Annotated in this window: 18 protein-coding genes; 3 read left to right on the forward strand and 15 right to left on the reverse strand. The window is 59.3% G+C overall.

The window, feature by feature from the left end:
• Positions 1–18: 18 nt before the first annotated feature.
• The 15 genes from MO767_RS14200 to glnE all read right to left on the reverse strand — a co-directional run bounded on the left by MO767_RS14200 (position 19) and on the right by glnE (position 17,680).
• Entirely contained in the window at positions 19–786 is a 768-nt protein-coding gene (locus MO767_RS14200; RefSeq protein WP_282481013.1) for a glycosyltransferase family 2 protein, read from the reverse strand.
• A gap of 39 nt (positions 787–825) precedes the next feature.
• Positions 826–1,782: a glycosyltransferase gene (locus MO767_RS14205; protein ID WP_282481014.1), complete on the reverse strand. Its 957-nt coding sequence runs from the start codon at positions 1,780–1,782 to the stop codon at positions 826–828.
• On the reverse strand, positions 1,779–3,209 hold the full coding sequence (locus tag MO767_RS14210; protein ID WP_282481200.1) for a PIG-L family deacetylase: 1,431 nt from the start codon (positions 3,207–3,209) through the stop codon (positions 1,779–1,781). The genes MO767_RS14205 and MO767_RS14210 overlap by 4 nt, the downstream gene beginning before the upstream one ends.
• Positions 3,210–3,217: 8 nt before the next feature.
• A complete protein-coding gene (locus tag MO767_RS14215; protein WP_282481015.1) occupies positions 3,218–4,114 on the reverse strand; it encodes an antimicrobial resistance protein Mig-14 in 897 nt (298 codons plus the stop codon).
• Positions 4,114–5,244 (reverse strand): glycosyltransferase, encoded by a 1,131-nt coding sequence (locus MO767_RS14220; RefSeq protein WP_282481016.1) that lies wholly within the window; start codon positions 5,242–5,244, stop codon positions 4,114–4,116. Before MO767_RS14220 ends, MO767_RS14215 begins: the two co-directional genes overlap by 1 nt.
• The gene (locus MO767_RS14225; protein WP_111449307.1) at positions 5,228–6,985 is read right to left on the reverse strand and encodes a carbamoyltransferase; all 1,758 of its coding nucleotides are present in this window, start codon (positions 6,983–6,985) and stop codon (positions 5,228–5,230) included. Before MO767_RS14225 ends, MO767_RS14220 begins: the two co-directional genes overlap by 17 nt.
• Before the next feature lie 172 nt (positions 6,986–7,157).
• On the reverse strand, positions 7,158–7,493 hold the full coding sequence (locus tag MO767_RS14230) for a YceK/YidQ family lipoprotein (protein WP_282481017.1): 336 nt from the start codon (positions 7,491–7,493) through the stop codon (positions 7,158–7,160).
• Between the two features lie 237 nt (positions 7,494–7,730).
• Positions 7,731–9,182 carry a lipopolysaccharide kinase InaA family protein gene (locus MO767_RS14235; protein WP_282481018.1) on the reverse strand — a complete coding sequence of 484 codons (1,452 nt, stop codon included), beginning with the start codon at positions 9,180–9,182 and terminating at the stop codon, positions 7,731–7,733.
• Complete coding sequence (locus tag MO767_RS14240) at positions 9,182–9,934, reverse strand: lipopolysaccharide kinase InaA family protein (RefSeq protein ID WP_282481019.1); 753 nt, start codon at positions 9,932–9,934, stop codon at positions 9,182–9,184. The genes MO767_RS14235 and MO767_RS14240 overlap by 1 nt, the downstream gene beginning before the upstream one ends.
• Positions 9,931–10,665 (reverse strand): lipopolysaccharide kinase InaA family protein, encoded by a 735-nt coding sequence (locus MO767_RS14245; RefSeq protein WP_282481020.1) that lies wholly within the window; start codon positions 10,663–10,665, stop codon positions 9,931–9,933. Before MO767_RS14245 ends, MO767_RS14240 begins: the two co-directional genes overlap by 4 nt.
• The gene (gene rfaP / locus MO767_RS14250) at positions 10,665–11,471 is read right to left on the reverse strand and encodes a lipopolysaccharide core heptose(I) kinase RfaP (protein ID WP_282481021.1); all 807 of its coding nucleotides are present in this window, start codon (positions 11,469–11,471) and stop codon (positions 10,665–10,667) included. Before rfaP ends, MO767_RS14245 begins: the two co-directional genes overlap by 1 nt.
• Entirely contained in the window at positions 11,471–12,592 is a 1,122-nt protein-coding gene (locus MO767_RS14255) for a glycosyltransferase family 4 protein (protein ID WP_282481022.1), read from the reverse strand. The genes rfaP and MO767_RS14255 overlap by 1 nt, the downstream gene beginning before the upstream one ends.
• Entirely contained in the window at positions 12,592–13,653 is a 1,062-nt protein-coding gene (gene waaC / locus MO767_RS14260; RefSeq protein WP_282481023.1) for a lipopolysaccharide heptosyltransferase I, read from the reverse strand. Before waaC ends, MO767_RS14255 begins: the two co-directional genes overlap by 1 nt.
• 1 nt (position 13,654) lies before the next feature.
• The gene (waaF, locus tag MO767_RS14265) at positions 13,655–14,689 is read right to left on the reverse strand and encodes a lipopolysaccharide heptosyltransferase II (protein WP_033055457.1); all 1,035 of its coding nucleotides are present in this window, start codon (positions 14,687–14,689) and stop codon (positions 13,655–13,657) included.
• Between the two features lie 51 nt (positions 14,690–14,740).
• Positions 14,741–17,680, reverse strand: coding sequence for a bifunctional [glutamate--ammonia ligase]-adenylyl-L-tyrosine phosphorylase/[glutamate--ammonia-ligase] adenylyltransferase (gene glnE, locus MO767_RS14270; protein ID WP_282481024.1), 2,940 nt, complete (start codon positions 17,678–17,680; stop codon positions 14,741–14,743).
• Between the two features lie 383 nt (positions 17,681–18,063).
• On the opposite strand from glnE, the gene aceE reads away from it, so the two are divergent.
• The 3 genes from aceE to MO767_RS14285 all read left to right on the forward strand — a co-directional run bounded on the left by aceE (position 18,064) and on the right by MO767_RS14285 (position 24,370).
• On the forward strand, positions 18,064–20,709 hold the full coding sequence (gene aceE, locus MO767_RS14275) for a pyruvate dehydrogenase (acetyl-transferring), homodimeric type (RefSeq protein ID WP_282481025.1): 2,646 nt from the start codon (positions 18,064–18,066) through the stop codon (positions 20,707–20,709).
• A gap of 11 nt (positions 20,710–20,720) precedes the next feature.
• Positions 20,721–22,694 (forward strand): dihydrolipoyllysine-residue acetyltransferase, encoded by a 1,974-nt coding sequence (gene aceF, locus MO767_RS14280; protein WP_282481026.1) that lies wholly within the window; start codon positions 20,721–20,723, stop codon positions 22,692–22,694.
• 281 nt (positions 22,695–22,975) lie between these two features.
• Positions 22,976–24,370 (forward strand): alkaline phosphatase D family protein, encoded by a 1,395-nt coding sequence (locus tag MO767_RS14285; protein WP_282481027.1) that lies wholly within the window; start codon positions 22,976–22,978, stop codon positions 24,368–24,370.
• Positions 24,371–24,384: the final 14 nt, after the last annotated feature.

Raw genomic sequence — 24,384 nt, forward strand, 5'->3', positions numbered from 1 at the left:
TTTCCTGACCGCATGCCGCTAAATTCCATGTAACACCCAACCTATTGCCAGACCCAAGATAAGAGCTGCGATCAGCTTCAGCCGATCGAGACGTTTACGCCGTAATTTGTTCACCCGCTCCTTGGGAACTACCACATGCTCACCGAAACCGGTGTGCAATACCGCGTCATTTTCCAGAATCAACGCATAGCGGTTTTCGCCAGCATACCGACGCGACAGGTCTTTTTCCCCGGAAAATTCGGAATACGGTGCATGCGTCAAGTAATCCGCGCGACGACGCAGCCCTGGATTAAAGGAAAAACCTTGCCACTCGGCTTTTTGCGAGCCAAGTACGTAAAAAGGAATGCCATGGCTGACTTTGCGCTCGCTCAGGAACACGTAAGGACTGTGAACCATCAGGTCATGATTGAAGCTGCGCAGCCACACCTGCAGTGCCTGCGGATCTTCCTCCAGCAGGCATTGGGACTCTTCGATGAACCCTTCGCGGTAAAAGTCCCAATCGTCTTCACAGTGAAAAATCCACGATGTCTGCACTTGAGCATAAGCGGCATCGATAGATCGCAACTGCCCCAGGCGCGGCTTGTTGATGAAGAACTGGGTATGCGCCCTCCAGTGTTCTGGAATACAGGTCTCTACGGCGCTGTCGCCGGAGTCCTCTGTAATGAACACTTTACGGATGGGCGCCGTGTTGAACCGGTCGAACGTCTCGAGGGTACGCTTCAACAGATCGAAGCGACCGCAACTAGTAATTACTACCGAAATGTCGCTAGTCTCGCTGAACAGCATTTATTTGCACCGCACCATTGGTTGGTTAATCGCCCGGCTTCACAGCCCCAGCGACAAGCGTAATTTTTCTTTCCAGCCCAGCGGGACATGCTCGCGCAGCGGCGCACGCAGGGCCTCGACAATCGCATGCCCGACAGCCCGGAACGTGTAACGCTGTTCTACCAACGCCTGGCCGGCCAATGAAATGGCCTCAGTCAGCTGTGGGGACTCGCGCAACACCGCCAGCTTTTCCCTGAGTTCGTCGCGGGTTCGATAGAGCACGATGTTGTGCATATCGACAAACCCCAGCGCGCGATTCTCTGCTTCCCCTTGATCGTAAGCAAACAGCACACAACCACAGGCCATGGCCTCGAAGTTCTTGATCATGTATTCGCCCATGCCGACGTCAGCACTCACGAAGTAACGGATCCGGCTCAACGTCTCGCAGTATTCCTCACCCGACTTGGTGCGGGTGATCAGCAGGTTCTCCACTTCAGCCACGGACTCGAGCATGGCCTTGCGTCCGGCATACGCAACACTATTTAGACTACCGACAAAACCCAGCTCGATATCCCGTTCACGCTGGCAGTTTTGCAACAGCGCCTGATCGTAACCCTTGGGCACGAAATGCGCGTCAAACCCTTCATCACGCAAGCGCTGGCTGACCATGAAGCCCGAGCTGATCACCCGCGCCCAAGGCAGCTTGCGGTAATGGGCGCTGAACTTGCCGGTGTACTTGCACGGGATGTAATTCTGGTACGCATCGTGCTCCAGAATAACCAGATTGGGCAGGGTTTGTATGAACCTCACCTGTCTGATTTCTTTTTTGAACCGCAGAAAAAAAACAATCCGGTCGTAGCGGGTCACATCGACATGCTTGCGAAAATACCCACGCAAGTCGTCCTGCTCCGCGCTGGTCAGCTCGCGCTTGTCGCAGTCGCAGTGCTCGGCAATACCGTCATACAGTCGATCGAGGATCGCTCGCTGCTCTTTCTGCACCAGAAACAGAACTTTCAATTGGTCTCTCTCTTTCCAGACAGCTCTTGGACCCAGAATAATTCGTGGCGTCGCACCGCTTTACGGAAGAACTCGTTTTCGCCGAAAGCCGGCCAGTGTCGGGCCGCCAGACAACGCTGTATCGCCCGGCGAAGTAGACGTTTGAGGGGAAGTCGGGGCTGAAGGTCGTGCATCATGCCCAACGACATAGCCTTGTGCCTCTGTTTTTCGGTCGACAGACAAAGCGCCCAGGGCCGCAACGGTTCGTGATCATTGATCTGTGGTGGCAGTGTCACGCCGGTGCTGGCATCACCCATTGGCCAGCGATCGTTGTCGTGTAGATGATTGGCGTAATGCAACAAGGTTTCGGGTTGCCAGGCTGTACCGTTCAGTGCCTGCATCACCGCTTGCTGTGAGCTTAGATGGTCTGGGTGCGGGTCGAAACGCGGATGTGGCAAAACGATGACCTGGGGCTGGATACGCTCGATCAACTCACTCAGGTCGGCCAAAAGGTTGTTCCAGGACGGTATGCCATCGACGTCACTGCCCAGCGCAAACGGATTGAACCGTCGAAAATATCGGGTATCGCCAAGCTGTGCCTCACGGGAAGCCACGGCCTCGGTCGGCGCGCTTTGCATGGCGGACAATTGCAGGCAGAAATACCCCAACTGAATACAGCGTTCCTGAGGTACGCCGCCCCACAGCGGTACGCTGATGCTGTCCCAGGCGCGAAGCGAGCCTTTCAACCGGGACGCTTCGACGCCATTGAGCCCCATTTGCTGATAGTGCCCGGCCTCGATTTCACCGGCGGTCAAGGTCACGATCCAGCTTTGACTGGCGCTGCTGTACAAACCGAATGCGGCCAACTCGGCATCGTCGGCGTGGGGCGCGATCACCATCACCCGTTGACGGCTGTAATCCGGATGCTCGAACGCCCTGAGCACCGGCTCACCCAGCAGTCGGCAGAAACGCCCACGCAGACGTAACTCACCTTGCGACAGAACCTGCGCCTGACCACTGAGGTTGAGGTAACGCAGGCCGTTCACACCACGCTCGAAGGTTTGTCGGTCCGGGTTATCCCCCCCCGCCAACTCGACCACGGGATCGATGAAGCGTCCCAGCCAGGTGCTTTTTATCCGCAGCGCCAAAACCAGAGTGACGTCGTCGACCAGCATGACGCCGTCGTCCAGGCGCAAACGCTCACCGTCAAGGTGAACCTTGGGCTGCTGGGTGTACGGTGGAAAGCTGTATTGATAATCGTCTTTGGGTGAATAAAACAAATGGTCGGCAAACCATGCCTCGTGGGCAATCCAGCCCAGAACCGCGAGCACCAACGGCAGCCACCAGGTCACCAGCACCCCCATGGCAATCAATAGCACCAGCGCGACGAGCAGACCAATGCGTTTGTTGCGCCGATGGCGCTTGAGCAATTGCTGTTTGCGGTTCATGGGCTGACTCATACGGTGAACACCGGCACAGGATTGCACCAGCGATCCTTGTATTCACGGTCGGCGCGACCGAAAGAAAAGCGCAACGGTTTGTCCAACGCCCGGGCATGCTCCCAGGCGCTTTGCGTATTGAGAAAGCTCAGCACGCTGCCCGGACTGAATTCGCGGGTTTCGGGGTCGACGCCGCCATTGATGTACTCGACGCTGATCCACTGCGGTGTCTCGACACGGTAGACCAATTGAATCGCTATTGGCGCATCGTTGAGGAAAATCACCGAGCCGATCAGCAAATCACGCAGCAACTCGATGACCTCAGCCATGCGCTCGGCCCCCGTCGCCGGGAAACCCCAGCGACGCTGGAACAGGTCGCAATAGATCGCCGCCAGTTCACTGCTGGGAAACTCCGCGACCGGCCGGACCACTCCGCCCGCTTCTTCCAGCAATCGCAATTCACGACGCTGGTTGTAGCGAAATTTCTTCGACAGTTCTTCGGGAGTGCGGGCCATTGCCAACTGTTCGGCCTGCAACTTGATGCCGGTAAAGCGGCCTTCATTCAGTGCCGACAGGTAGCGACCACGATGACGCAGCGGCGCTTGTGCATCGGCAGCGGCCGGCAGGATGAACTCGGCATTACCGAGGTCGAACAAGCCTTTTTTACCGCAGCGCTTGAGCACGTCCTTGGACAACGCGAGGTCGCGGCCCCAGGTCGGGATCGCCGCTTTGACTTCACCGTCTTGCTCCCAGGCCAGATAGCGCACAGGGATGTCGGCCAACTGCGCCAGCCGCTCGACTACCATGGGATGAGTGGCGACACTGCCGCCATAACGTTGCCAGGCCTTGGCATATGTCGAGGCGTCGACTACCGCCCAACCACGTTCGCGCCAGCCTTGAAATCGGTTGAGCATCAGCCCCTCGGCGCCAGTTCGGTAACGTGCGGCAAACGCCAGAAAGCATCGCGCACCGCGCGGTCGGAGAAGCGCTCACGCAAGCGTTCGAGCATCAGCTCGGCACACTGGTGACGTTGCTGCTCGTCCATCGCGGCCAGATGTTGCAGCCCTTGAGCCAAGTGTTCGGCATCGCCCAGCGGGAACAGAATACCGACGCCCTCGACCACTTCCTTCGCCCCGCCACACGCCGTGGCGAGCAAGGGCACGCCGGCAGCCATGGCCTCCAGCAGCACCATGCCGAACGGTTCGTGATCGGAACTCAGTGCAAACACATCGAAGGCACGGAAATAACGTCGGGCTTCAGGTACCTGACCGAGAAACAGCACGCGGTCGCCGATACCCAACTCACGGGCCAGGGCCTTGAGGTCCTGTTCCAATCGACCGGCACCGAGAATCACCAATTGACTGCTGGCCGGCAAACCCGGCAACGCCGCGGCAAAACCGTGCAGCAGCGTGGTCTGATCCTTGTCCGGATGCAGCCGTCCGACATTGCCGACAACCCAGGCATCCGGTGCCAGGCCGAGGGTTTCCCGGGCCTCGCGAACTGATACCTGGCTGTCCTGCAAGGTCTGTACATCGATACGGTTATAGAGCGTCTGAATCCGCGCCGCCGGCCACTTCGGCAGGCAATGACGCATGTCGTCGCGCACGGCATCGGAAACCCCGAGCAGGCTCAGGCGCTTGCGGAAAATATTCGCGAAGAGTTTGCGGGTGCCGCGCTTGTAATCGTCAAACGCGTGATGCACGCCAATCACCGGCAACGACGTGCCGAGCAAGGCGATATAAATAGGCTTGAAACGGTGAGCGATGCAAAAACTGAAATTGCGCGAGGCGGCGATCTTGCGCAGATCGCCGATGGCGCCCAGCTTCAGGCCACGAATGGCCTTGGAGCTGTATTCCATGAACAGCACTTCATCGGAAGCACAGCCCGCGGCAACTTCGGCATCGGCAGTCCCGGTCAGAAACACCGTGGTCACTCGATAACCGGTCCCAGCGAACAGGCTGGCGTACTGCCGGGCGCAGTCCAGAAACGGCCCGTCATAGCCGTGACAGAACTGCAACACATGGCGTTCAGCCGAGCGTGTCATATGCGTCCGCGCCCTCTTTGACCACCAGGATGTCTTCCATGATCAGATACTGTAGATCGGAACCGAAGAACATGTTCAGGGCATCCGTCGGCGAGCAGATCATCGGTTCGCCACGACGGTTGAGTGAGGTGTTCAGCGACACGCCGTTACCGGTCAGCACTTCCAGCGCCTTCATCATGTCGTAGTAGCGCGGGTTGTATTCGCGCTTGAGCACCTGGGCCCGGGACGTACCGTCTTCATGGACGACTTCCGGCACGCGGGTCTTCCACTCTTCCGCCACTTCAAAGGTGAAGGTCATGAACGGCGCCGGGTGATCGACCTTGATCATCTGCGGTGCAACGGTGTCGAGCATCGACGGGCAGAAAGGCCTCCAGCGCTCGCGGAACTTGATCTGGTGGTTGATGCGATCAGCCACGCCAGTCGCACTTGGGCAACCAATGATCGAACGACCGCCCAAGGCGCGCGGACCGAATTCCATGCGGCCCTGGAACCAGGCCACCGGGTTGCCATCGACCATGATTTTGGCGATGTTTTCCGGCATGTTCTCAAGCTTGCGCCATACCGGCTTGCTCGGGTGACGGGCGCACGCAGCGAGCACGTCTTCGTTGGTGTACGACGGGCCGAGGTAGACGTGTTCCATCTTCTCGACCGGTACACCACGGGCGTGGGACACATAGGCTGCCGCGCCGACCGCGGTGCCGGCATCGCCGGACGCAGGCTGCACGAACAGCTCTTTGACGTCATCCCGGGCGATGATTTTCTGGTTCAGCTTGACGTTCAACGCACAGCCACCGGCGAAGGCCAGCTTGCCGGTTTCCTTGAGCACGTCGCCCAGATAATGGTCGATCATCTGCAGCGAGATTTTTTCGAACAGCGCTTGCATGCTCGCGGCGTAATGGATGTACGGCTCGTCGGCGATGTCGCCTTCGCGCTTGGGACCCAGCCACTCGATCAGCTTCGGCGAGAAGTAGAAACCTTTGCCCTTCTCTTTATAACGACGCAGGCCGATGACGTTGGCGTAGTCGGTGTTGATCACCAGCTCGCCGTTCTCGAACGAAGCCAGGCGCGAGAAATCGTATTTGCTGGCATCGCCATACGGCGCCATGCCCATGACCTTGAACTCACCGTCGAGCATCTCGAAACCGAGGAACTCGGTGATCGCGCCGTACAGGCCGCCGAGGGAGTCCGGATCGAAGAATTCCTTGATCTTGTGGATCTTGCCGTTTTCGCCGTAACCAAAAAAGGTCGTGGCGTACTCACCCTTGCCGTCGATCCCCAGGATCGCGGTTTTCTCTTTGAAACCGGAGCAGTGGTAAGCGCTGGAGGCGTGAGCCAGGTGATGCTCGACCGGCTCGATCTTGATTTTCTTCGGATCGAAACCTAATTGCTCGAGGCACCAGACAATCTTGTTGCGATAGCGCTTGTAGCGACGATTACCCATCAGGATCGCGTCGAGCGCACGGTCCGGGGCGTACCAGTAACGCTTGGCATAATGCCAGCGAGCCTTGCCGAACAGGCTGATCGGCGCGAATGGAATCGCTACCACATCAACGTCGGATGGCTTGATGCCGGCCTGCTCGAGGCAGAACTTCGCCGACTCGTAAGGCATGCGGTTCTTTGCATGTTTATCGCGCACAAAGCGCTCTTCCTCAGCCGCCGCGACCAGCTTGCCGTCGATGTACAAAGCTGCGGAAGGATCATGGCTAAGGGCGCCGGACAGGCCAAGAATCGTCAATGCCACAGGGGTCTAGCCTCTTTAGTCTGCATGCAGGCGCAATGCGCCTCAAAGATTAATGTGCCCTCGCAAAGGGCGAGTGGCAGCTAAAGGGCGGGATTATAGCGTAAACATGGCGGGAATGACCCAGCGCATATTGCCTCGCAAAGATGATCCGGGCGAAAGCAGGCGGCACTGCTCATCCGCGGCCTGACCTCCAGTAAATACTGAGATTGCCGTCGGCAGCTTGTCGGTAAACCGTATAAGGCAGGAGGACGGTATCGAAAACACCCGACAGGGTGAAATCCACCAATACGAACGGCAAAAGAATACCCGTAGGATCAGGCGCTGCATTTAATACGCAAAAGTCGTACGCCAAGCCGCTGTAGATACGCGGAATGGACTGACAGTAGGTCTTTTGCTTTCTAAGGCTACGCGCCGTGTCTTCGTCATCCTGCAGCACCGTTACAGCGGTCCCGCAGCCTGATAAAACCAGTGCAAAAGCGCTCAGTAACACCGTCATTTTTATCGTCAAAATCTGCCCTCCGTGAACGTCAGGCAAACTAGCATCACGGTTATTCAGGGCACAGTTCACGGGTTCCCTGTTTCGTGTAGGACAACTCACAAGAACCTGTCCCTAAATCTCGGGTGGCTGTTCTGGCCCCATCGCGAGCAAGCTCGCTCCCACAGTGGTTCTCCGTTGCGACACAGATCCCCTGTGGGAGCGAGCTTGCTCCGGGCGGCGATCCGACGATAGGACCGAAGGTCCGATTCAGGCAGCGCTAGAGATATCTTTAGGCAGACGCTGATCAATGACCTGATACAGCGCACTGCTCTCAGGCCAGTTACGCATGAACCTTGCCCGATCCCGCGCATAGGCCGGGGCGAAGCTGTTGAGCGAGGCATGCTGACACATCGAATCCAGATCAATCAGCGCCCAGCGATCGTGCTGCCAGAACAGGTTATGCCCCTTGAAGTCCCCGTGACTGATCCGCTCGCCAATCAGCTCGGCAAACAAATGATCCAGCGCCAGCAATTCGGCTTCCGGTGCATCACCGCTTTCAACATAAGGCGCAAATCGCTCGATGATGTCCGGCCCCGGTAAATACTCGGTCACCAGATACGCCCGACTGCGCAACCAGAGAAAACGCTTCTCCAGCAACGCCAACGGTTTGGGCGTGGCGATGCCGAGAAACGCCAGGCGATTGCCTTCGCGCCAGGAGTGCCAGGCACGGCTCGGACGCCAGAAGCGTTTGAGCCAGTGGGCAAAGCCTTTGATGTTGTAGCGTTTGATCACCAGCGTACGACCAGCCACCTCGACCTTGCCGACGCTCGCCGCGCCGCCAGTCTTGTACAGATGGCCCTGATCGAGCAGCGCATCGGCCTGCGCCAGCACCGGCAGCATCGCCGTTTCTTCCTCGCGACGAATCGCCCGCAAGCCGAACGCTCCGCGCTGGACACTGAACAGCGTGCAGTCGCGACCGACCTTGATCAGGAAGTCTTTGAGGCGCCAGCTGCGAACTTTGCTGATCTGCTTCTGCAACGCTTCCATGGGCAAGGCATGCTCACCGTTGCTCAGCAGGTAATACACCAGCAATTCTTCGGTATGGGGTTCCAGCGACTTAGGCAGCTGGGCAAAAAACACCCCGAGGTTTTCCAGGACTTTTTGCCGCGAGAGCGGTTGGCCCGGCGTCTCCGTGCGAATTCCGGCACCGTCGATCAAATACAGCCGACCGCCCTGGCGCAGCAGGTTGTCCAGGTGCAGGTCTTCCTGCCACAGACCCTTGCGGTGCAATTGACCAATCGCACCCAGCGCATCGGCCAATACCGCCGATTGCTCATCCGCCAGCATCGGCAGGTGCTCAACCTGCTTCCAGGCATCCCCAAGGCTCTCGGCACCTTCGAGGAAATCGAATAGCAGCCAACCGCCCTCGCCATCTTTCAAGCCATCCGCCAGCAACAACGGCGTGGTCAACCCCTGATCCGCCAGCAACCGCACGCCGTTCAGCTCACGCTGAAAATGCCGCGCCGCTTTGCTGCCGACCAACAACTTGGCCAGAACCGGCCGCCCGCGCCAGACACCGGCACCGACATAGCGCTGCCCCGGCAATACCCGCAACAGACTCAGCAACTGCAGCTCGGCAGGGCCGGCGGCATCGGCCAGTGGAATGTTCAGCGGCAGACGCGGGCTGCGGCCAGCGTTTTTCAGCTCGGACAAACGCATCAGCGCGCCCCCTTATGACTGCGCCGCGCGGTCAGTCGCGCAAGCCAGCTGTCGATCAGAGAACTGTCTTGCGATTGATCCAGATAGGCGGCCAGCAGCTCGCGCAACTGCACTTCGCTCCACTCAGGCGCCCGACGCAGCAACGGCTCCAGGTCTTTGGCCCGATCACGCAGACCAAACAGCAACGGCCGGGTCTTTTCCAGGTCGATCAGCTGGGCCAGGTAACCGTCGCCGGTGGCCTGGAGAAAAATGTGCTTGGGGTAGAAGCAACCGTGAACCTGACGCGCGCCGTGCAGGCAGCGGGCCAATTGCCCACAGGCCTTCAGAATGGCCGAATGCTGGGCCGAGCTCAGGTCCGACCAGCGCTGCAACAGCGAATCCAGGTCATCCCAACCGTCCAGGGCACGGGTCAGCAGAATCGCCCGGACTTCGCCGTCGACTTTGCGCTCACCGAAAAATGCCGCCTTCAGCGCCGGAATACCGAACTTTTCATAGCGACTGATATTGCGAAATTCACGGGCAAAGCTCGGCTCGCCAAAGGGCGCATGCAAGGTGCGCGTCTGGTAGTTGCTCTGGCGCTTGAGGTAGTAGCCATAACCCTCCAGATCCAGCCGAAACACGCTACTCCACCCACCGCGAGCGGTGTTGGGCTCGTCCACCGCCTCGAGCTGCTTGGCCCAGAGTGCGTCAAAGGTGCCTAGGCCGTGACGCTCAAGCAGCGCACGGTCTTCAGCAGCCAGGAAATCAGTCATTCGCGTCCCTCAAAAAATCTCACCACGTGCCGGATCCGTTTTTTGTCGGCGGCATTCAGCCGATCACGCTGGCGATACTGCAGGTAAAAGCGCAGGCGCTGGGTAGCCGACAAGTGATACTTGGCGACCTTGTCCAGACAGGCCAGGTCCTTGGTGATCCGATACTTGAGCCAAAAACCGCGCCAGAAATCACCATTGGGGCAGTCGATCAAAAACAGCCGGGACTCATCGTCGATCAGCAGGTTGCGCCACTTCAAATCGTTATGGGTAAAACGATGTTCATGCATGGTCCGGGTATAACCTGCCAGCTGCCGGCTGACGTTATCGATCCAGGCGCGGTCCGCCAGTTTAGGATCATGCCGCTCGGCCAGGGCCGACAAGTCTTCGGTATGCGGCAGCTCACGGGTGATCATCGCCCCGCGATCGTACGCCGCACCGCGACGCTCCAGGCCCCAGGCCACCACTTCGGCGGTAGGGATGCCCCACTTGGCGAAGCGCTTGAGGTTCTGCCACTCGGCTTTCACCCGAGGCTTGCCCAGATAACGGCGCAGACCTTTGCCGGCACCCACGTAGCGTTTGACGTAATAGTTGACGCCATTGCGCTGGACGCGAATGACCTCGGACAACAGGTCGCGCGTCAGGCGTTCACCCTGAAGCGCAAACACAGCCTCAAGACTGCCGAAATCCTCTGCCAGATCGCTGTACTTAGGCTCCAGTTTCCAACCCGCCATCAGAGCGCATCCCCGTATCGCTGTTTACGGTCGTAGAGTTTGTTGGCCTTGCCTTCGAGCCAGGCGAGCAACCCGGCTTCCTCGCTCAGTATCTGGCGCAGGGGTTGCTGGAAATACCCCTTGAGGAAACGCAATTTGTCGCGACGGGTCAGGCCGATGTCCAGGGCCGAAAAGTACAGCGCCGCCAGATCCTTGTTGCGCCAGCGCTGGGTAATCGTCGGACGCGTCTGGGCGCGGTGCAGGTCGATCACCGAGAGTTTGAAATCATCAGCTGTCACCGGTTTGTCGGTGTGCAGCAGAAAGTGACAGATGTAGCAGTCGCGATGGTTGACCCCCGCGCGGTGCATCATGCCGGTCATACGCGCGACTTCGGCGATCAGTGCACGCTTGAGTGTTGGCTCTGGCGGGTGCTTGACCCAGTCGATGCTGAAATCTTCAAGGCTGACAGTGGGCGCCAACTCTTCGGTGACGATGAACGAATGCTGGTCCGCCGGGTTGCTGCCCTTCTCGCCATAAGCCACGGCGGTCATGGTCGGCACGCCGACTTCTTGCAGGCGCTGGATGGCCTTCCATTCCTGGCCGGCACCGAGCACCGGCAGTTTGGCCGTGAGCAGATTCTTGAAGATCTCGCCCCAGCCAATGCCACGGTGGATCTTCACGAAAAAGCCATTGCCATCGACTTCGGTACGCAGGGTCCGGCGCGCTTCAAGTTCACGGTATACCTCGCCCTGGAGGCCCTCGACTTCAGCGAACGGGTCGCGTCCGGCCCAGAGGCTCTTGAACGGTTCAGCCAGCATCAACTTCATTAAGCGTGCTCCGCCAGAATCACATCGGCCGCGTGCTGCGGCATGCTGTAGAGGTCGGCCGTCTCGGCGAAGGCCAGACCATTGCGGCTCCAGGCCGCCCGTGCTTGAGCGTCGTTCAACATTCCGGTCAGGTACTGGGTCAGCTGCGCCTGATCGAAAGGCTCGTCCAGCACCAGACCGGCGTCGGCCTCGGCGATGTAATGGGCGTAACCACACACCGCACTCACCAGCACCGGCAACCCGGCCACCAGGGCTTCGAGCAACACGGTCCCGGTGTTTTCGTTGTACGCCGGGTGAATCAACAGATCGGCGCCGAGCAGAAAACGCGGGATGTCGCTGCGGCCTTTAAGGAACGTCACGTTATCGCCGAGCCCCAGTGTGGCGCTCTGCATCTGGAACAATTTGGGGTCATCCTGGCCAATTACAAACAGCCGGGTGCGTTTCTTCAGATCGGCGGGCAATGCGGCCAGCGCCTTGAGGCTGCGATCCACACCCTTGGTCTTGAACCCGGAGCCGATTTGCACCAGCAGCAGATCATCGTCTTTCAGGTTGAATTCGCGCCGAAACTCGGCACGGATCTCGGCAGCATTGGCCGGCGCACGACGATCCTGAGAGATACCCGGCGGCAGCAGATGAAAGCGCGCAAGCGGTGTGTCGTAATGCTTGATGAACAGCGGCTGCTGGACTTCGGAAATCATCAGCACTTCGGTCTTGGCATCCTTGGCGAACACCGCGCGCTCGTACTCTGCGAAGTGCCGGTAGCGACCCCAACGACGGTACAGCGAGTTACGCAGGTTCTGCGCCTTGTCTTCGAAGCAGCCGTCGGCGGCGTAGTAGACGTCCAGACCCGGCATTTTGTTGAAGCCGATCAAACGGTCCACCGGACGCTTGGCCAGATCCGCTTCCATCCATTCGCTGAGCTTCTCGTTGCGTCGATGATTGAAGAACGCCTTGACCGGCGCCACCAACACTTCGAAGCCTGGAGGAATGTCGCCCTCCCAGATCAGCGTGTAGACCCGAATCTGATGGCCGCGCTGCTGACATTCCAGGGCGATGCGCATGAAATCGCGCTGCAAGCCCCCGAATGGAAAGTACTTGTACAAGACGAATGCCAATTGCATCAGCGCAGCTCCTCAGCCAGTAACAACGTGCTCAGTCGGGTCGCGACACGCTCGGGATTCAGACGCGTGAAGCACAGGGGCCACTCGCGTTTAAGGTCAAACTGACGGGCATCTTGGGCCGTCGGTTGATACGTACATTTTTTTTGCATACACGGCGCGCAGGGGAAATCGCTGGCGATGTGAATCTGCGCTTTACCGTAGGCACCGGTCAGGCCCGGGTTGGTCGGGCCGAACAGCGACAGCGTCGGCACGTCCAGCGCAGCGGCGAGGTGACCGAGACCGGTGTCCACTGCCACGCAGGCTTGCGCGCCGGCCAGCACTTTGCCGACACCCGCCAGATTCAGCTTGGGCAGCACTTCGACGTGCCTCATGTCTTTGGCGATGCGCTCGGCCCGGGCTTTCTCGATCGGATTACCCCACGGCAGCTTCACCGCGACACCGAGATAGCCAACGCGCTCGGCCAACTCGCGCCAGTAGGCTTCAGGCCAGTGTTTGGTGTCCCACGTGGTGCCGTGCAGGAACACCACGTAAGGATTCTTGCGCGGCAATTCCACCAGTCGCTCGATGTTCAGGCCGTAATCGCCCAAGCCTTTGGGCAGGTCGTAACCCAGCGCCACGGCAAACAACTGACGCACCCGCTCCACCGCGTGTTGCCCACGGGCCACGGCCAGGCGCCGGGAATAGAAGCGTGCGGCGATCGGCTCGCGGGCCGAGTTTTTATCCAGCCCGGCCACCGGGGCTTTGGCGTATCGGGTCAGCAGCGCACTTTTCAGCAGGCCCTGGGCATCGATCACCAAATCATATTTGTTAGCGCGAACGCTTTGCTTGAAGCGCTTCCACTCGCCACTCTTGATGGTCTGCCAGATATTTTTGCGCCAGCGACGGATCGCCACCGGGATCACCTTGCCCACGGCCGGGTGCCAGGTCGGGATTTCGGCGAAGCCCTCTTCCACCACCCAGTCGAACTGGATGCCGGGGATCGCCCGTGCCGCGTCGGTCAGCGCCGGCAACGCGTGAATCACGTCGCCCAGCGAAGAAGTCTTGATCAGCAGTACCCGCAAACTATTTGACCTCGACCACAGTGCCCTGCAACCGCTGCAAGGCTTCGTTCACCGCTTGCGGCATGAGCTGGCGCAGGCAGTTGTAATGACCGAAGCGGCATGTGCGATCAAAGCAGGGGCTGCATTCGATGCCCAGACGCACGATCTCGACGTGCTCGGCCAGTGGCGGCGTGAAACCCGGCGACGTCGAGCCGTAGACTGCCACCAACGGGCGATTCAGCGCAGCGGCGACGTGCATCAGGCCGGAGTCGTTGGACACCACCGCGTCGGCGCAGGACATCAGGTCGATGGCTTCGGCCAGGGAGGTGCCGCCACTGAGGTTCACCGATTCTTCACGCAGACCGGGAATCAGCCGCGAGCGGATATCTTCGCCGACGGCGTGATCGTTTTTCGAACCGAACAGCCAGACTTGCCAGCCTTCGCGGATCTTCGCTTCGGCAACCTTGGCATAGTGCTCGGACGGCCAGCGCTTGGACTCGCCGAACTCGGCACCGGGGCACAGCGCCAACACCGGGCGGTCGAGGGCCAGGCCGAACTTGGCCATTGCCGCTTCGCGAGTGACCGGGTCAATCTGCAGGCTCGGCCGTGGATAAGGTGTCGGCAACTCCGCACCGGACTCGTAAGCCAGGGCCATGAAGCGCTCGATCATCAGCGGGTAACGTTCTTTATCCAGCGTGCGCACGTCATTGAGCAGGCCGTAGCGAAATTCGCCACGCCAGCCGGTACGTTTCGGGATACCGGCGAAGAACGGCACCAATGCCGACTTCAGGGAATTGGGCAGCAGGATCGCCTGGTCGTACTGACCGGCCAGGGATTTGCCGATGCGCCGGCGCGTCGCCAGCTCCAAAGCACCGTGACCGAGCGGAAAGCTCAAGGCCTGGCGTACTTCGGGCATGCGCTCAAGAATCGGCCGGCTCCACTCGGGGGCCAGCACGTCGATTTCGCATTGCGGGTGGCGCTGCTTGAGACACTGAAACAGTGTCTGCGCCATCACCATGTCACCGACCCAACTGGGCCCAACGATCAGAATTTTCATGTGGTTTCCATAAACGAGCCGGGGAGGCTTTATGCCTCCCCGTCTCGAGAATCAGCTTAGCCCCAGCTCGCGCCAGATCCGCATTACCTGCCGTCGTTCGTCCACGAACTGGTCGCCCGGTATCACTCCGGCGTCCTTCTGCAAGGCCTGCCGGTGAGCGGCTGAACGATAGGCTTTATAGGCCTCGCGCAACAGGCTGGCGTCTTCGGCGGGCATCAGCCCTTCCTCCTCCAGCCCTTCCAGAATGCGGATATTGTCAGTCCAGCGCAGCAATGGCGGGTGCGATTCGGACCACGCCAGGGCCGCGTATTGCACCATAAATTCAATATCGACGATACCTCCGGCGTCCTGCTTGAGATCGAACGGCGCCGTGGCCTCGAAGGCATTTGCTCCGGTGCCGGCCGCGGTGCTCTTGCTGCCAAGGTTATCGCGCATTTTGGCGCGCATCTCGCTGACCTCCTGGCGCAAGGTCGCCAGGTCCCGCGGCTTGCCCAATACCGCCGCGCGGACTTTCTCGAACGCCTGGCCGACGTCCGGACTGCCCACCAGCACCCGCGCCCGCACCAGCGCCTGATGTTCCCAGGTCCAGGCTTCATTTTCCTGATACCGGGCAAACGCACCGAGCGAACTCACCAGCAACCCCGACGCGCCGGACGGCCGCAGACGCATGTCCACTTCATACAGCTGACCGGAGTTGGTCTGGGCCGTGAGCAAGTGAATGATCCGCTGCCCCAGCCGAGTAAAAAATTGCGCGCCATCGATAGGCTTCGGCCCGTCGGTTTCCGCCTGCGGATCGCCATCGTGGATAAACACCAGATCCAGGTCCGAACCATGCCCCAGTTCCAGACCGCCGACTTTCCCATAACCGACAATGATGAAGCCGGGATCGCACAAGGTGCCGTCGGTGCGCTGCGGCGTGCCGTATTTGGCCACGGTCTGACGCCAGGCCAGGGCCAGCACTTGTTCCAGGATCGCTTCAGCGAGCCAGGTCAGGTAATCACTGACTTTCATCAACGGCAGGCTGCCGGCGATTTCCGAAGCGGCGACGCGCAAGCGGTGCGCCAGCTTGAAATGCCGCAGGGCTTCCATCTGCTGTTCGAGGTCGTCTTCGGGAATCCGCGTCAGACGCTCGCGCAACTCGGCGGCCAGTTCCGGCGCCAGCGGCGGTTTGAACAGTCGACCTTCGTTGAGCAATTCGTCGAGCAGCAGCGGGAAGCGGGTGATCTGTTCGGCGATCCACGGGCTCGCGGCGCACAAAGTCAACAAACGCCGCAGCGCGCCGGGGTTTTCGGTCAGCAAGACCAGATACGCGGAACGGCGAGCCACCGCTTCAACCAGTGGCAGTACCCGCTCCAGCACCAGATCCGGATTGGCGTGCTCCACAGCCTGAGCCAACAACCGAGGAATAAAGGCATCGAGACGTTCACGCCCCAGTCGTTGCATCGCCCGCAACTGCGGGCTGCTGCGCAAACCGGCCAACGCTTTCAGGGCTTTGGTGGCATCAGCGAAACCGCCCTCTTCCAACTGGCGGCAAGCGGCCTCTTCGTCCTGAGCCTCTTCCCACAACGGCAGCCATTCGCCGCCGACCACCACTTCGCTTTCGGCGCCTTCCTCTTCGTCGGGATCGGCGATCACCTGACCGAAGTGCCACGCCACGCGACCGCGCCAATACATAAGCTGTTCGTGGAAAGCGGTCCAGTCGGCAAAGCCCAACATAAAGGCGATGCGCGCCTGATCCTGAGCGCCGTCCGGCAGCATCTGGGTCTGACGGTCGGCTATCGCCTGGATCGCGTGCTCGGTGTACCGCAGGAATTCGTAGCCTTCGCGCAGCTCACTGATCACCGCCGGCGGCAGGTAACCCTGACCTTCCAGCGTGCTCAGTACTTTTAATAGAGGACGTTGCTGCAAACTCAGGTCGCGGCCACCGTGGATCAGCTGGAACGCCTGGGCGATAAATTCGACTTCACGAATACCACCGGAGCCGAGCTTGATGTTGTCGGCCATGCCCTTGCGCCGGACCTCCTGCTGAATCAGCTGCTTCATGGTGCGCAGCGCTTCGATTGCCGAGAAGTCGAGGTAACGCCGGTAAACGAACGGCCGCAGCATCTCTTGCAATTGCGCACCGGCCACTTGATCGCCGGCCACCACCCGCGACTTGATCATCGCGTAGCGTTCCCAGTCACGGCCCTGATCCTGGTAATACTGCTCCAGCGCGTTGAAGCTCAGCACCAATGCGCCGGCCGAACCGTAAGGCCGCAGACGCATATCGACGCGGAACACGAAACCATCGACAGTCATCGGGTCCAGGGCCTTGATCAGGCGCTGGCCGAGACGAATGAAAAATTCCTGGTTATCCAGCGACCGTTTGACGCCGACGGTTTCGCCGCCCTCGGGATAGGCGAAGATCAGATCGATGTCCGACGACAGGTTGAGCTCCACCGCACCGAGCTTGCCCATGCCGAGAACGACCATCTGCTGTGGCTCGCCACTGCGCCGGCCGGTCGGCACGCCGAACTGCTGGCAATGCCGCGAGTACAACCACTGATAGGCCTGATCGATGCTGGCATCGGCCATGTCCGAGAGGTCGCGGCAGGTCTGGACCAGATCGCACTGACGCGTCAGGTCGCGCCAAATGATCCGCACTTGATGACGGGTACGTTGACGACGCAGGGCGCGACCGAGCTCATCGTCGGTTTCTGCTGCATTCACCGCTGCCGCAATCTGTGCGCACAGTTCGCCGGGCGCAAAACTTCGGTCCAGCTCACCGGACTGCACCAGCTCCAGCAACATCAATGGGTCACGGACACTTTGTTCAATCACGAAGTCGCTGGCAGCGGTGACGCGGGCAAATTGTGCCCAGCTTTCAGGCGTCCAGCCGGCCAGGCCATGGTCGTCGGGAAGTACTGCGACGGCCGTACGGAACGACTGCTCGGCGCGGGTGACAAACGGCAGGAGAATGCCAGGCAGTTCGGCAAGCGAAGGGAGGCTCATGGTCTATCCTTGATCGGCGTGTAGAGGGCTGCATGTAGTGATTCGCGAGAATGCACTACCTGATCGACTGTCGAACAAAGGTTAGAAATAGCTGAAATTTCTTTATTTTTGGCAGACAGCTTCAAGCTTTCACCTTTTCTGGTTGGCAAAAGACCAACCTTAACGATTATTCTCACAACGCAGCTGGAGGCCACAAGCCGCTCATCTGTAGTTTTACTACTCGTATATACATTCGAAAGGCTGAAATGCCCGAAGATTTGTAGTAAAACTACACGCCGCCGGAACAACCTCTCGGCAATCCAAGAATTTATATCGTCTGCCCACAAGGCCAGTCGCAAACTCAGGCAACCGATTCTGGAAGCCTTTCCGCCCTGGAGCAAGCCATGCAAGACCTCGATCCCGTCGAAACCCAGGAATGGCTGGACGCCCTGGAATCGGTTCTCGACAAAGAAGGCGAAGACCGCGCTCACTATCTGATGACCCGTATGGGCGAACTCGCAACCCGTAGCGGTTCGCAATTGCCTTACGCCATCACCACGCCATACCGCAACACGATCCCCGTTACCCACGAAGCACGCATGCCTGGCGACCTGTTCATGGAACGCCGCATTCGCTCGTTGGTACGCTGGAACGCGATGGCCATGGTGATGCGTACGAACCTGAAAGATTCTGACCTGGGCGGTCACATCTCCAGCTTCGCCTCCAGCGCAACCCTGTACGACATCGGCTTCAACTATTTCTTCCAGGCCCCGACCGACGAACACGGCGGCGACCTGATCTACTTCCAGGGCCACACCTCGCCAGGCGTTTACGCCCGTGCGTTCATGGAAGGCCGCATCACCGAAGACCAGATGAACAACTTCCGTCAGGAAGTCGACGGTCAGGGCTTGTCGTCCTACCCGCACCCATGGCTGATGCCTGATTTCTGGCAGTTCCCGACCGTATCCATGGGTCTGGGCCCGATCCAGGCGATCTACCAGGCACGCTTCATGAAGTACCTGGAAGCCCGTGGCTTCATCCCTGAAGGCAAGCAGAAAGTCTGGTGCTTCCTGGGCGACGGCGAGTGTGACGAGCCGGAATCCCTGGGCGCGATCTCGCTGGCTGGCCGCGAGAAACTCGACAACCTGATCTTCGTTATTAACTGCAACCTGCAGCGCCTTGATGGCCCGGTTCGCGGCAACGGCAAGATCATTCAGGAACTCGAAGGCGTGTTCCGCGGTGCTCAATGGAACGTGACCAAAGTCATCTGGGGCCGTTTCTGGGACCCACTGTTGGCCAAAGACGTCGACGGCATCCTGCAACGTCGCATGGACGAAGTCATCGACGGCGAGTACCAGAACTACAAAGCCAAAGACGGCGCGTTCGTTCGTGAACACTTCTTCAACTCGCCAGAACTCAAGGCGATGGTTGCTGATCTGTCCGACGACGAGATCTGGAAACTCAACCGTGGCGGCCACGACCCGTACAAGGTCTACGCGGCGTACCACGAAGCGGTCAACCACAAAGAACAACCAACCGTCATCCTGGCCAAGACCATCAAAGGTTATGGCACCGGTGCCGGCGAAGCGAAGAACACTGCGCACAACACCAAGAAAGTTGATGTTGAAAGCCTGAAGCTGTTCCGCGATCGTTTCGACATTCCGGTGAAAGACGAAGAGCTGGAAAACCTGCCGTTCTTCAAACCAGAACCAAACAGCGCTGAAGCCCGTTACCTGAGCGAGCGCCGCACTGCACTGGGCGGTTTCGTGCCACAGCGCCGCGCCAAAAGCTTCGACATCCCGACACCATCGCTGGATACCCTCAAGGCAATCCTGGACGGCTCGGGCGACCGTGAAATTTCCACCACCATGGCCTTCGTGCGGATCCTCGCGCAGCTGGTCAAGGACAAGGAAATCGGCTCGCGCATCGTTCCGATCATCCCGGACGAAGCCCGTACCTTCGGTATGGAAGGCATGTTCCGTCAGTTGGGCATCTACTCCTCCGTCGGCCAGCTCTACGAGCCAGTCGATAAAGACCAGGTGATGTTCTACAAAGAAGACAAGAAGGGCCAGATCCTCGAAGAAGGCATCAACGAAGCGGGCGCCATGAGCTCCTTCATCGCTGCCGGTACTTCGTACTCCAGCCACAACCAGCCAATGCTGCCGTTCTACATCTTCTACTCGATGTTCGGCTTCCAGCGTATCGGCGACCTCGCCTGGGCCGCTGGCGACAGCCGTACCCGTGGCTTCCTGATCGGCGGCACCGCCGGCCGGACCACGCTGAACGGCGAAGGCCTGCAACACGAAGACGGTCACAGCCACATCCTGGCTGCCACCATCCCGAACTGCCGCACCTTTGATCCAACCTACGGCTACGAGCTGGCGGTGATCATCCAGGACGGCATGAAGAAGATGACCGAACAGCAGCAGGACGTTTTCTACTACATCACCGTGATGAACGAGTCCTACCAGCAGCCAGCCATGCCGGCCGGTGTCGAGGAAGGCATCATCAAGGGCATGTACCTGCTCGAGGAAGACACCCGCGAAGCGGCGCACCACGTTCAGCTGATGGGCTCCGGCACCATCCTGCGCGAAGTTCGCGAAGCGGCAAAAATCCTGCGTGAACAGTTCAACGTCGGCGCTGACGTGTGGAGCGTTACCAGCTTCAACGAGCTGCGTCGCGATGGCCTGGCCGTAGAGCGCAGCAACCGTCTGCACCCGGGCCAGAAGCCTAAACTGAGCTATGTCGAAGAATGCCTGAACGGCCGTCAAGGTCCGGTCATCGCGTCTACCGACTACATGAAGCTGTTCGCTGAGCAAATTCGTCAGTGGGTCCCGTCCAAGGAATTCAAAGTCCTGGGCACCGACGGTTTCGGCCGCAGTGACAGCCGCAAGAAGCTGCGTCACTTCTTCGAAGTCGACCGTCATTTCGTGGTGTTGGCAGCCCTGGAAGCCTTGGCTGACCGTGGTGATATCGAACCTAAGGTGGTGTCTGAAGCCATCGCCAAGTTCGGGATCAACCCGGAAAAACGCAACCCACTGGACTGCTGAGGAGACACTCTGTGAGCGAACTCATTCGCGTACCTGACATCGGCAGCGGTGAAGGTGAAGTAATCGAACTATTTGTGAAAGTCGGCGACCGTGTGGAAGCCGACCAGAGCATCCTGACGCTTGAGTCGGACAAGGCGAGCATGGAAATTCCTGCGCCCAAGGCCGGCATCGTCAAGAGCATCAAAGTGAAGCTGGGCGATCGCCTGAAAGAAGGCGACGAACTGCTGGAGCTGGAAGTCGAAGGTGCCGCTGCGCCAGCAGCCAAGGCTGAAGCGAAACCGGCTGCTGCTCCTGCTCCGGCAGCAGCTGCACCAGCAGCTGCACCAGCAGCTGCACCAGCAGCTGCACCAGCAGCTGCTCCCGCTGCTGCAACTACCCAGCAAGTGCACGTGCCGGACATCGGTTCGTCGGGCAAGGCCCAGATCATCGAGATCCAGGTCAAGGTCGGCGACACCGTCGAGGCTGATCAGTCTTTGATCACTCTGGAATCCGACAAGGCCAGCATGGAAATCCCATCGCCTGCCGCTGGCGTGGTCAAGAGCATCAGCGTCAAGCTCAACGACGAAGTCGGCACTGGCGACCTGATTCTGGATCTGGAAGTGGCGGGTGCTGCGGCCCCTGCTGCTGCCGCGCCAGCCCAGGCTGCTGCGCCTGCTGCCGCTGCTCCAGCGCCAGCCGCTGCGGCTCCGGCTGCACCGGTTGCTGACAGCGTTCAGGACATTCACGTCCCGGACATCGGTTCGGCAGGCAAGGCCAAGATCATCGAAGTCCTGGTCAAGGCCGGCGACACCGTTGAAGCCGACCAGTCGCTGATCACCCTGGAATCCGACAAGGCGAGCATGGAAATTCCATCGCCTGCCGCTGGCGTGGTGGAAAGCGTTTCCATCAAGCTGGATGACGAAGTCGGTACCGGCGACCTGATCCTGAAGCTGAAAGTCAAAGGCGTTGCGCCTGCTGCTGCCCCGGCTCCGGCCGCTGCTGCACCAGCACCTGCGGCAGCCAAGGCTGAAGCTGCTCCTGCAGCCGCCGCTCCGGCACCAGCTGCTGCACCGGCCAAGCCGGGCGCCAAGGTTCACGCTGGCCCGGCTGTACGCCAACTGGCCCGTGAATTCGGCGTCGAGCTGAACGCCGTCAGCGCCAGTGGCCCGCACGGTCGCATCCTGAAGGAAGACGTTCAGGTCTACGTCAAAGCCATGATGCAGAAGGCCAAGGAAGCACCGGCCGCTGCTGCTGGCGCAACCGGCGGCGCGGGTATCCCGCCGATTCCGGTCGTGGACTTCAGCCGCTTCGGTGAAACCGAAGAAGTGCCGATGACTCGCCTGATGCAAATCGGCGCGTCGAGCCTGCATCGCAGCTGGCTGAACATTCCGCACGTGACTCAGTTCGATTCGGCTGATATCACCGACCTGGAAGCGTTCCGTATCGCTCAGAAAGCCGTTGCAGAGAAGGCTGGCGTCAAGCTGACCATCCTGCCGCTGCTGCTCAAATCCTGCGCGCACCTGCTCAAGGAACTGCCGGACTTCAACAGTTCGCTGGCACCAAGCGGCAAAGCGATCATCCGCAAGAAGTACGTGAACATCGGCTTCGCCGTCGACACCCCTGAAGGCCTGCTGGTACCGGTCATCAAGAACGTCGATCAGAAGAGCCTGCTGCAACTGGCAGCCGAAGCCGCTGTGCTGGCCGCCAAAGCCCGCGACAAAAAGCTCACCGCTGACGACATGCAAGGCGCCTGCTTCACCATTTCCAGCCTCGGCCACATTGGCGGCACCGGCTTCACGCCGATCGTCAACGCGCCGGAAGTGGCGATCCTCGGTGTCTCCAAGGCAACCATTCAGCCAGTCTGGGACGGCAAAGCCTTCCAGCCGAAACTGATGCTGCCACTGTCGCTGTCCTACGATCACCGTGTGATCAACGGCGCCGCTGCTGCACGCTTCACCAAGCGTCTGAGCGATCTGCTGGCGGACATCCGCACCATCCTGCTGTAACACCGATCGGCCCTACTTCACCGGAGGGCCCGTCACGTTCCACGTTTTCCGAGCGCCACGCTCGTACCTCAACCCCGCCAGTTTGGCGGGGCTTTTTTTGACTGGAAGAAAGTCACCCAGCGCCCCTTTCCTACACTCGCGGCTTACGTCGCCCACAACTCCAGTCCACTTCCTCTCGATATTTTCTGCGAACCAATAACTAAGCTTAGTTCAACTAATTGCCGTTAGAACCCTTATCAACTTATTTTGCTTAGTTAGCATTACTTCGAATGGATTCGAACATGTTCAAACCAACTGTCGGCCCTATTATTGGCCACACCACAACTAACCACACACGCATCTTTTTGCGTGGCGAACTTCAAAACAATGCACCTGTATTTGCAAGCGTTCGTTATCGTCAACTCGGCGAAGAGCGATGGTCCCAAGGTGTATTTGCAAAGTTGACGATCTTGCGTGATATGTCCGATGTCATCGCACTCAACGACCTTGCCACTGACACCGAATACGAATACCAGGCAGGTTGGTTCAGCCCCATGAGCCCGGTGCACACCGTGGAATCGGTTCAGGAACTGCCGCTGCAATGGCCGCGGGATATCTACCGGTTTCGCACGCAGTCCAGCAAAGCCACGATTCCACGGGCCTATATCGTCGGTTCATGCCGTTACTTGCGCATGACCGCTGGCGTCCCGTCTGCACCGCATCTGGGGGACAGGATTTTCGCCTCGATCACGAATCTGGCGCAGCAGGCTGAACCGCCCATCAGCGCCATGTTGATGACCGGCGATCAAATCTATGTCGATGACCTGAACATCATCGCTCCCGACCGGGAATACAAGGAAATACTCAGTAAGTACCGCGCGGCCTTTTCCCAACCCAACATTGCAAAATTAATGTCCGGCGTGCCGACTTACATGATCCTCGATGATCACGAAATTGAAGACAACTGGCCGACCAACGAAAGTAAGGCCGACACCTATTTATACAAAAACGCCATCGCGGCGTATGAGCTATATCAAGCCAGTCATAGCCCGGCACATGAACTTCTTGCCAGCGGACAAATAAATAGAAAGCTGGAACAGTATTGGTATCAATTCGCCGAAGGCGATATCGAATGGTTTGTCACTGACAGTCGAACCCGACGCAACCTGTCGGCCAATGATCGACGCATCCTCGATGAAGAGCAGGAACAGGTCTTGTGCAAATGGTTGATTCACAGCCCGGCCAGGGTGAAGTTCGTGGTCACCAGCGTGATGTTCTACCCCGACCGCAAAGCCCATGGCGATGACGCATGGAAAGCCTTTCCCGAACAACGTCTGCGGCTGCTGGAGACAATCCGTACACACCGCATCAAGAACGTCTTCTTCGTTTCCGGTGATGTCCACGGCTCTTTGACGAGTCGCCTGACCCACAGCGAAGACCGGGACTTCGAGGTACACACCATCGTCTCCTCCCCCTTGTGCAACAGCAAACTGCTGCCGTACGCCAAGGCATCCACCTTCATCCTCGATCAGCCACTTGCGCGAACGGTCGCGGGCGACTATCAGCATGAACTAACCAGCAACGTGGTCAGCCAGGACAATTTCGCTCATTTGATCGTCGATGCTGAACAGGTTCGGGTCAGCTATCACGACCGGGACGGCAACTTTTTGCAGTCGACCAGCATCCCGCTACGCTGAGCCATTGAGGGCCA

The organism is Pseudomonas sp. UYIF39, from assembly GCF_029963765.1.
GTDB lineage: Bacteria > Pseudomonadota > Gammaproteobacteria > Pseudomonadales > Pseudomonadaceae > Aquipseudomonas.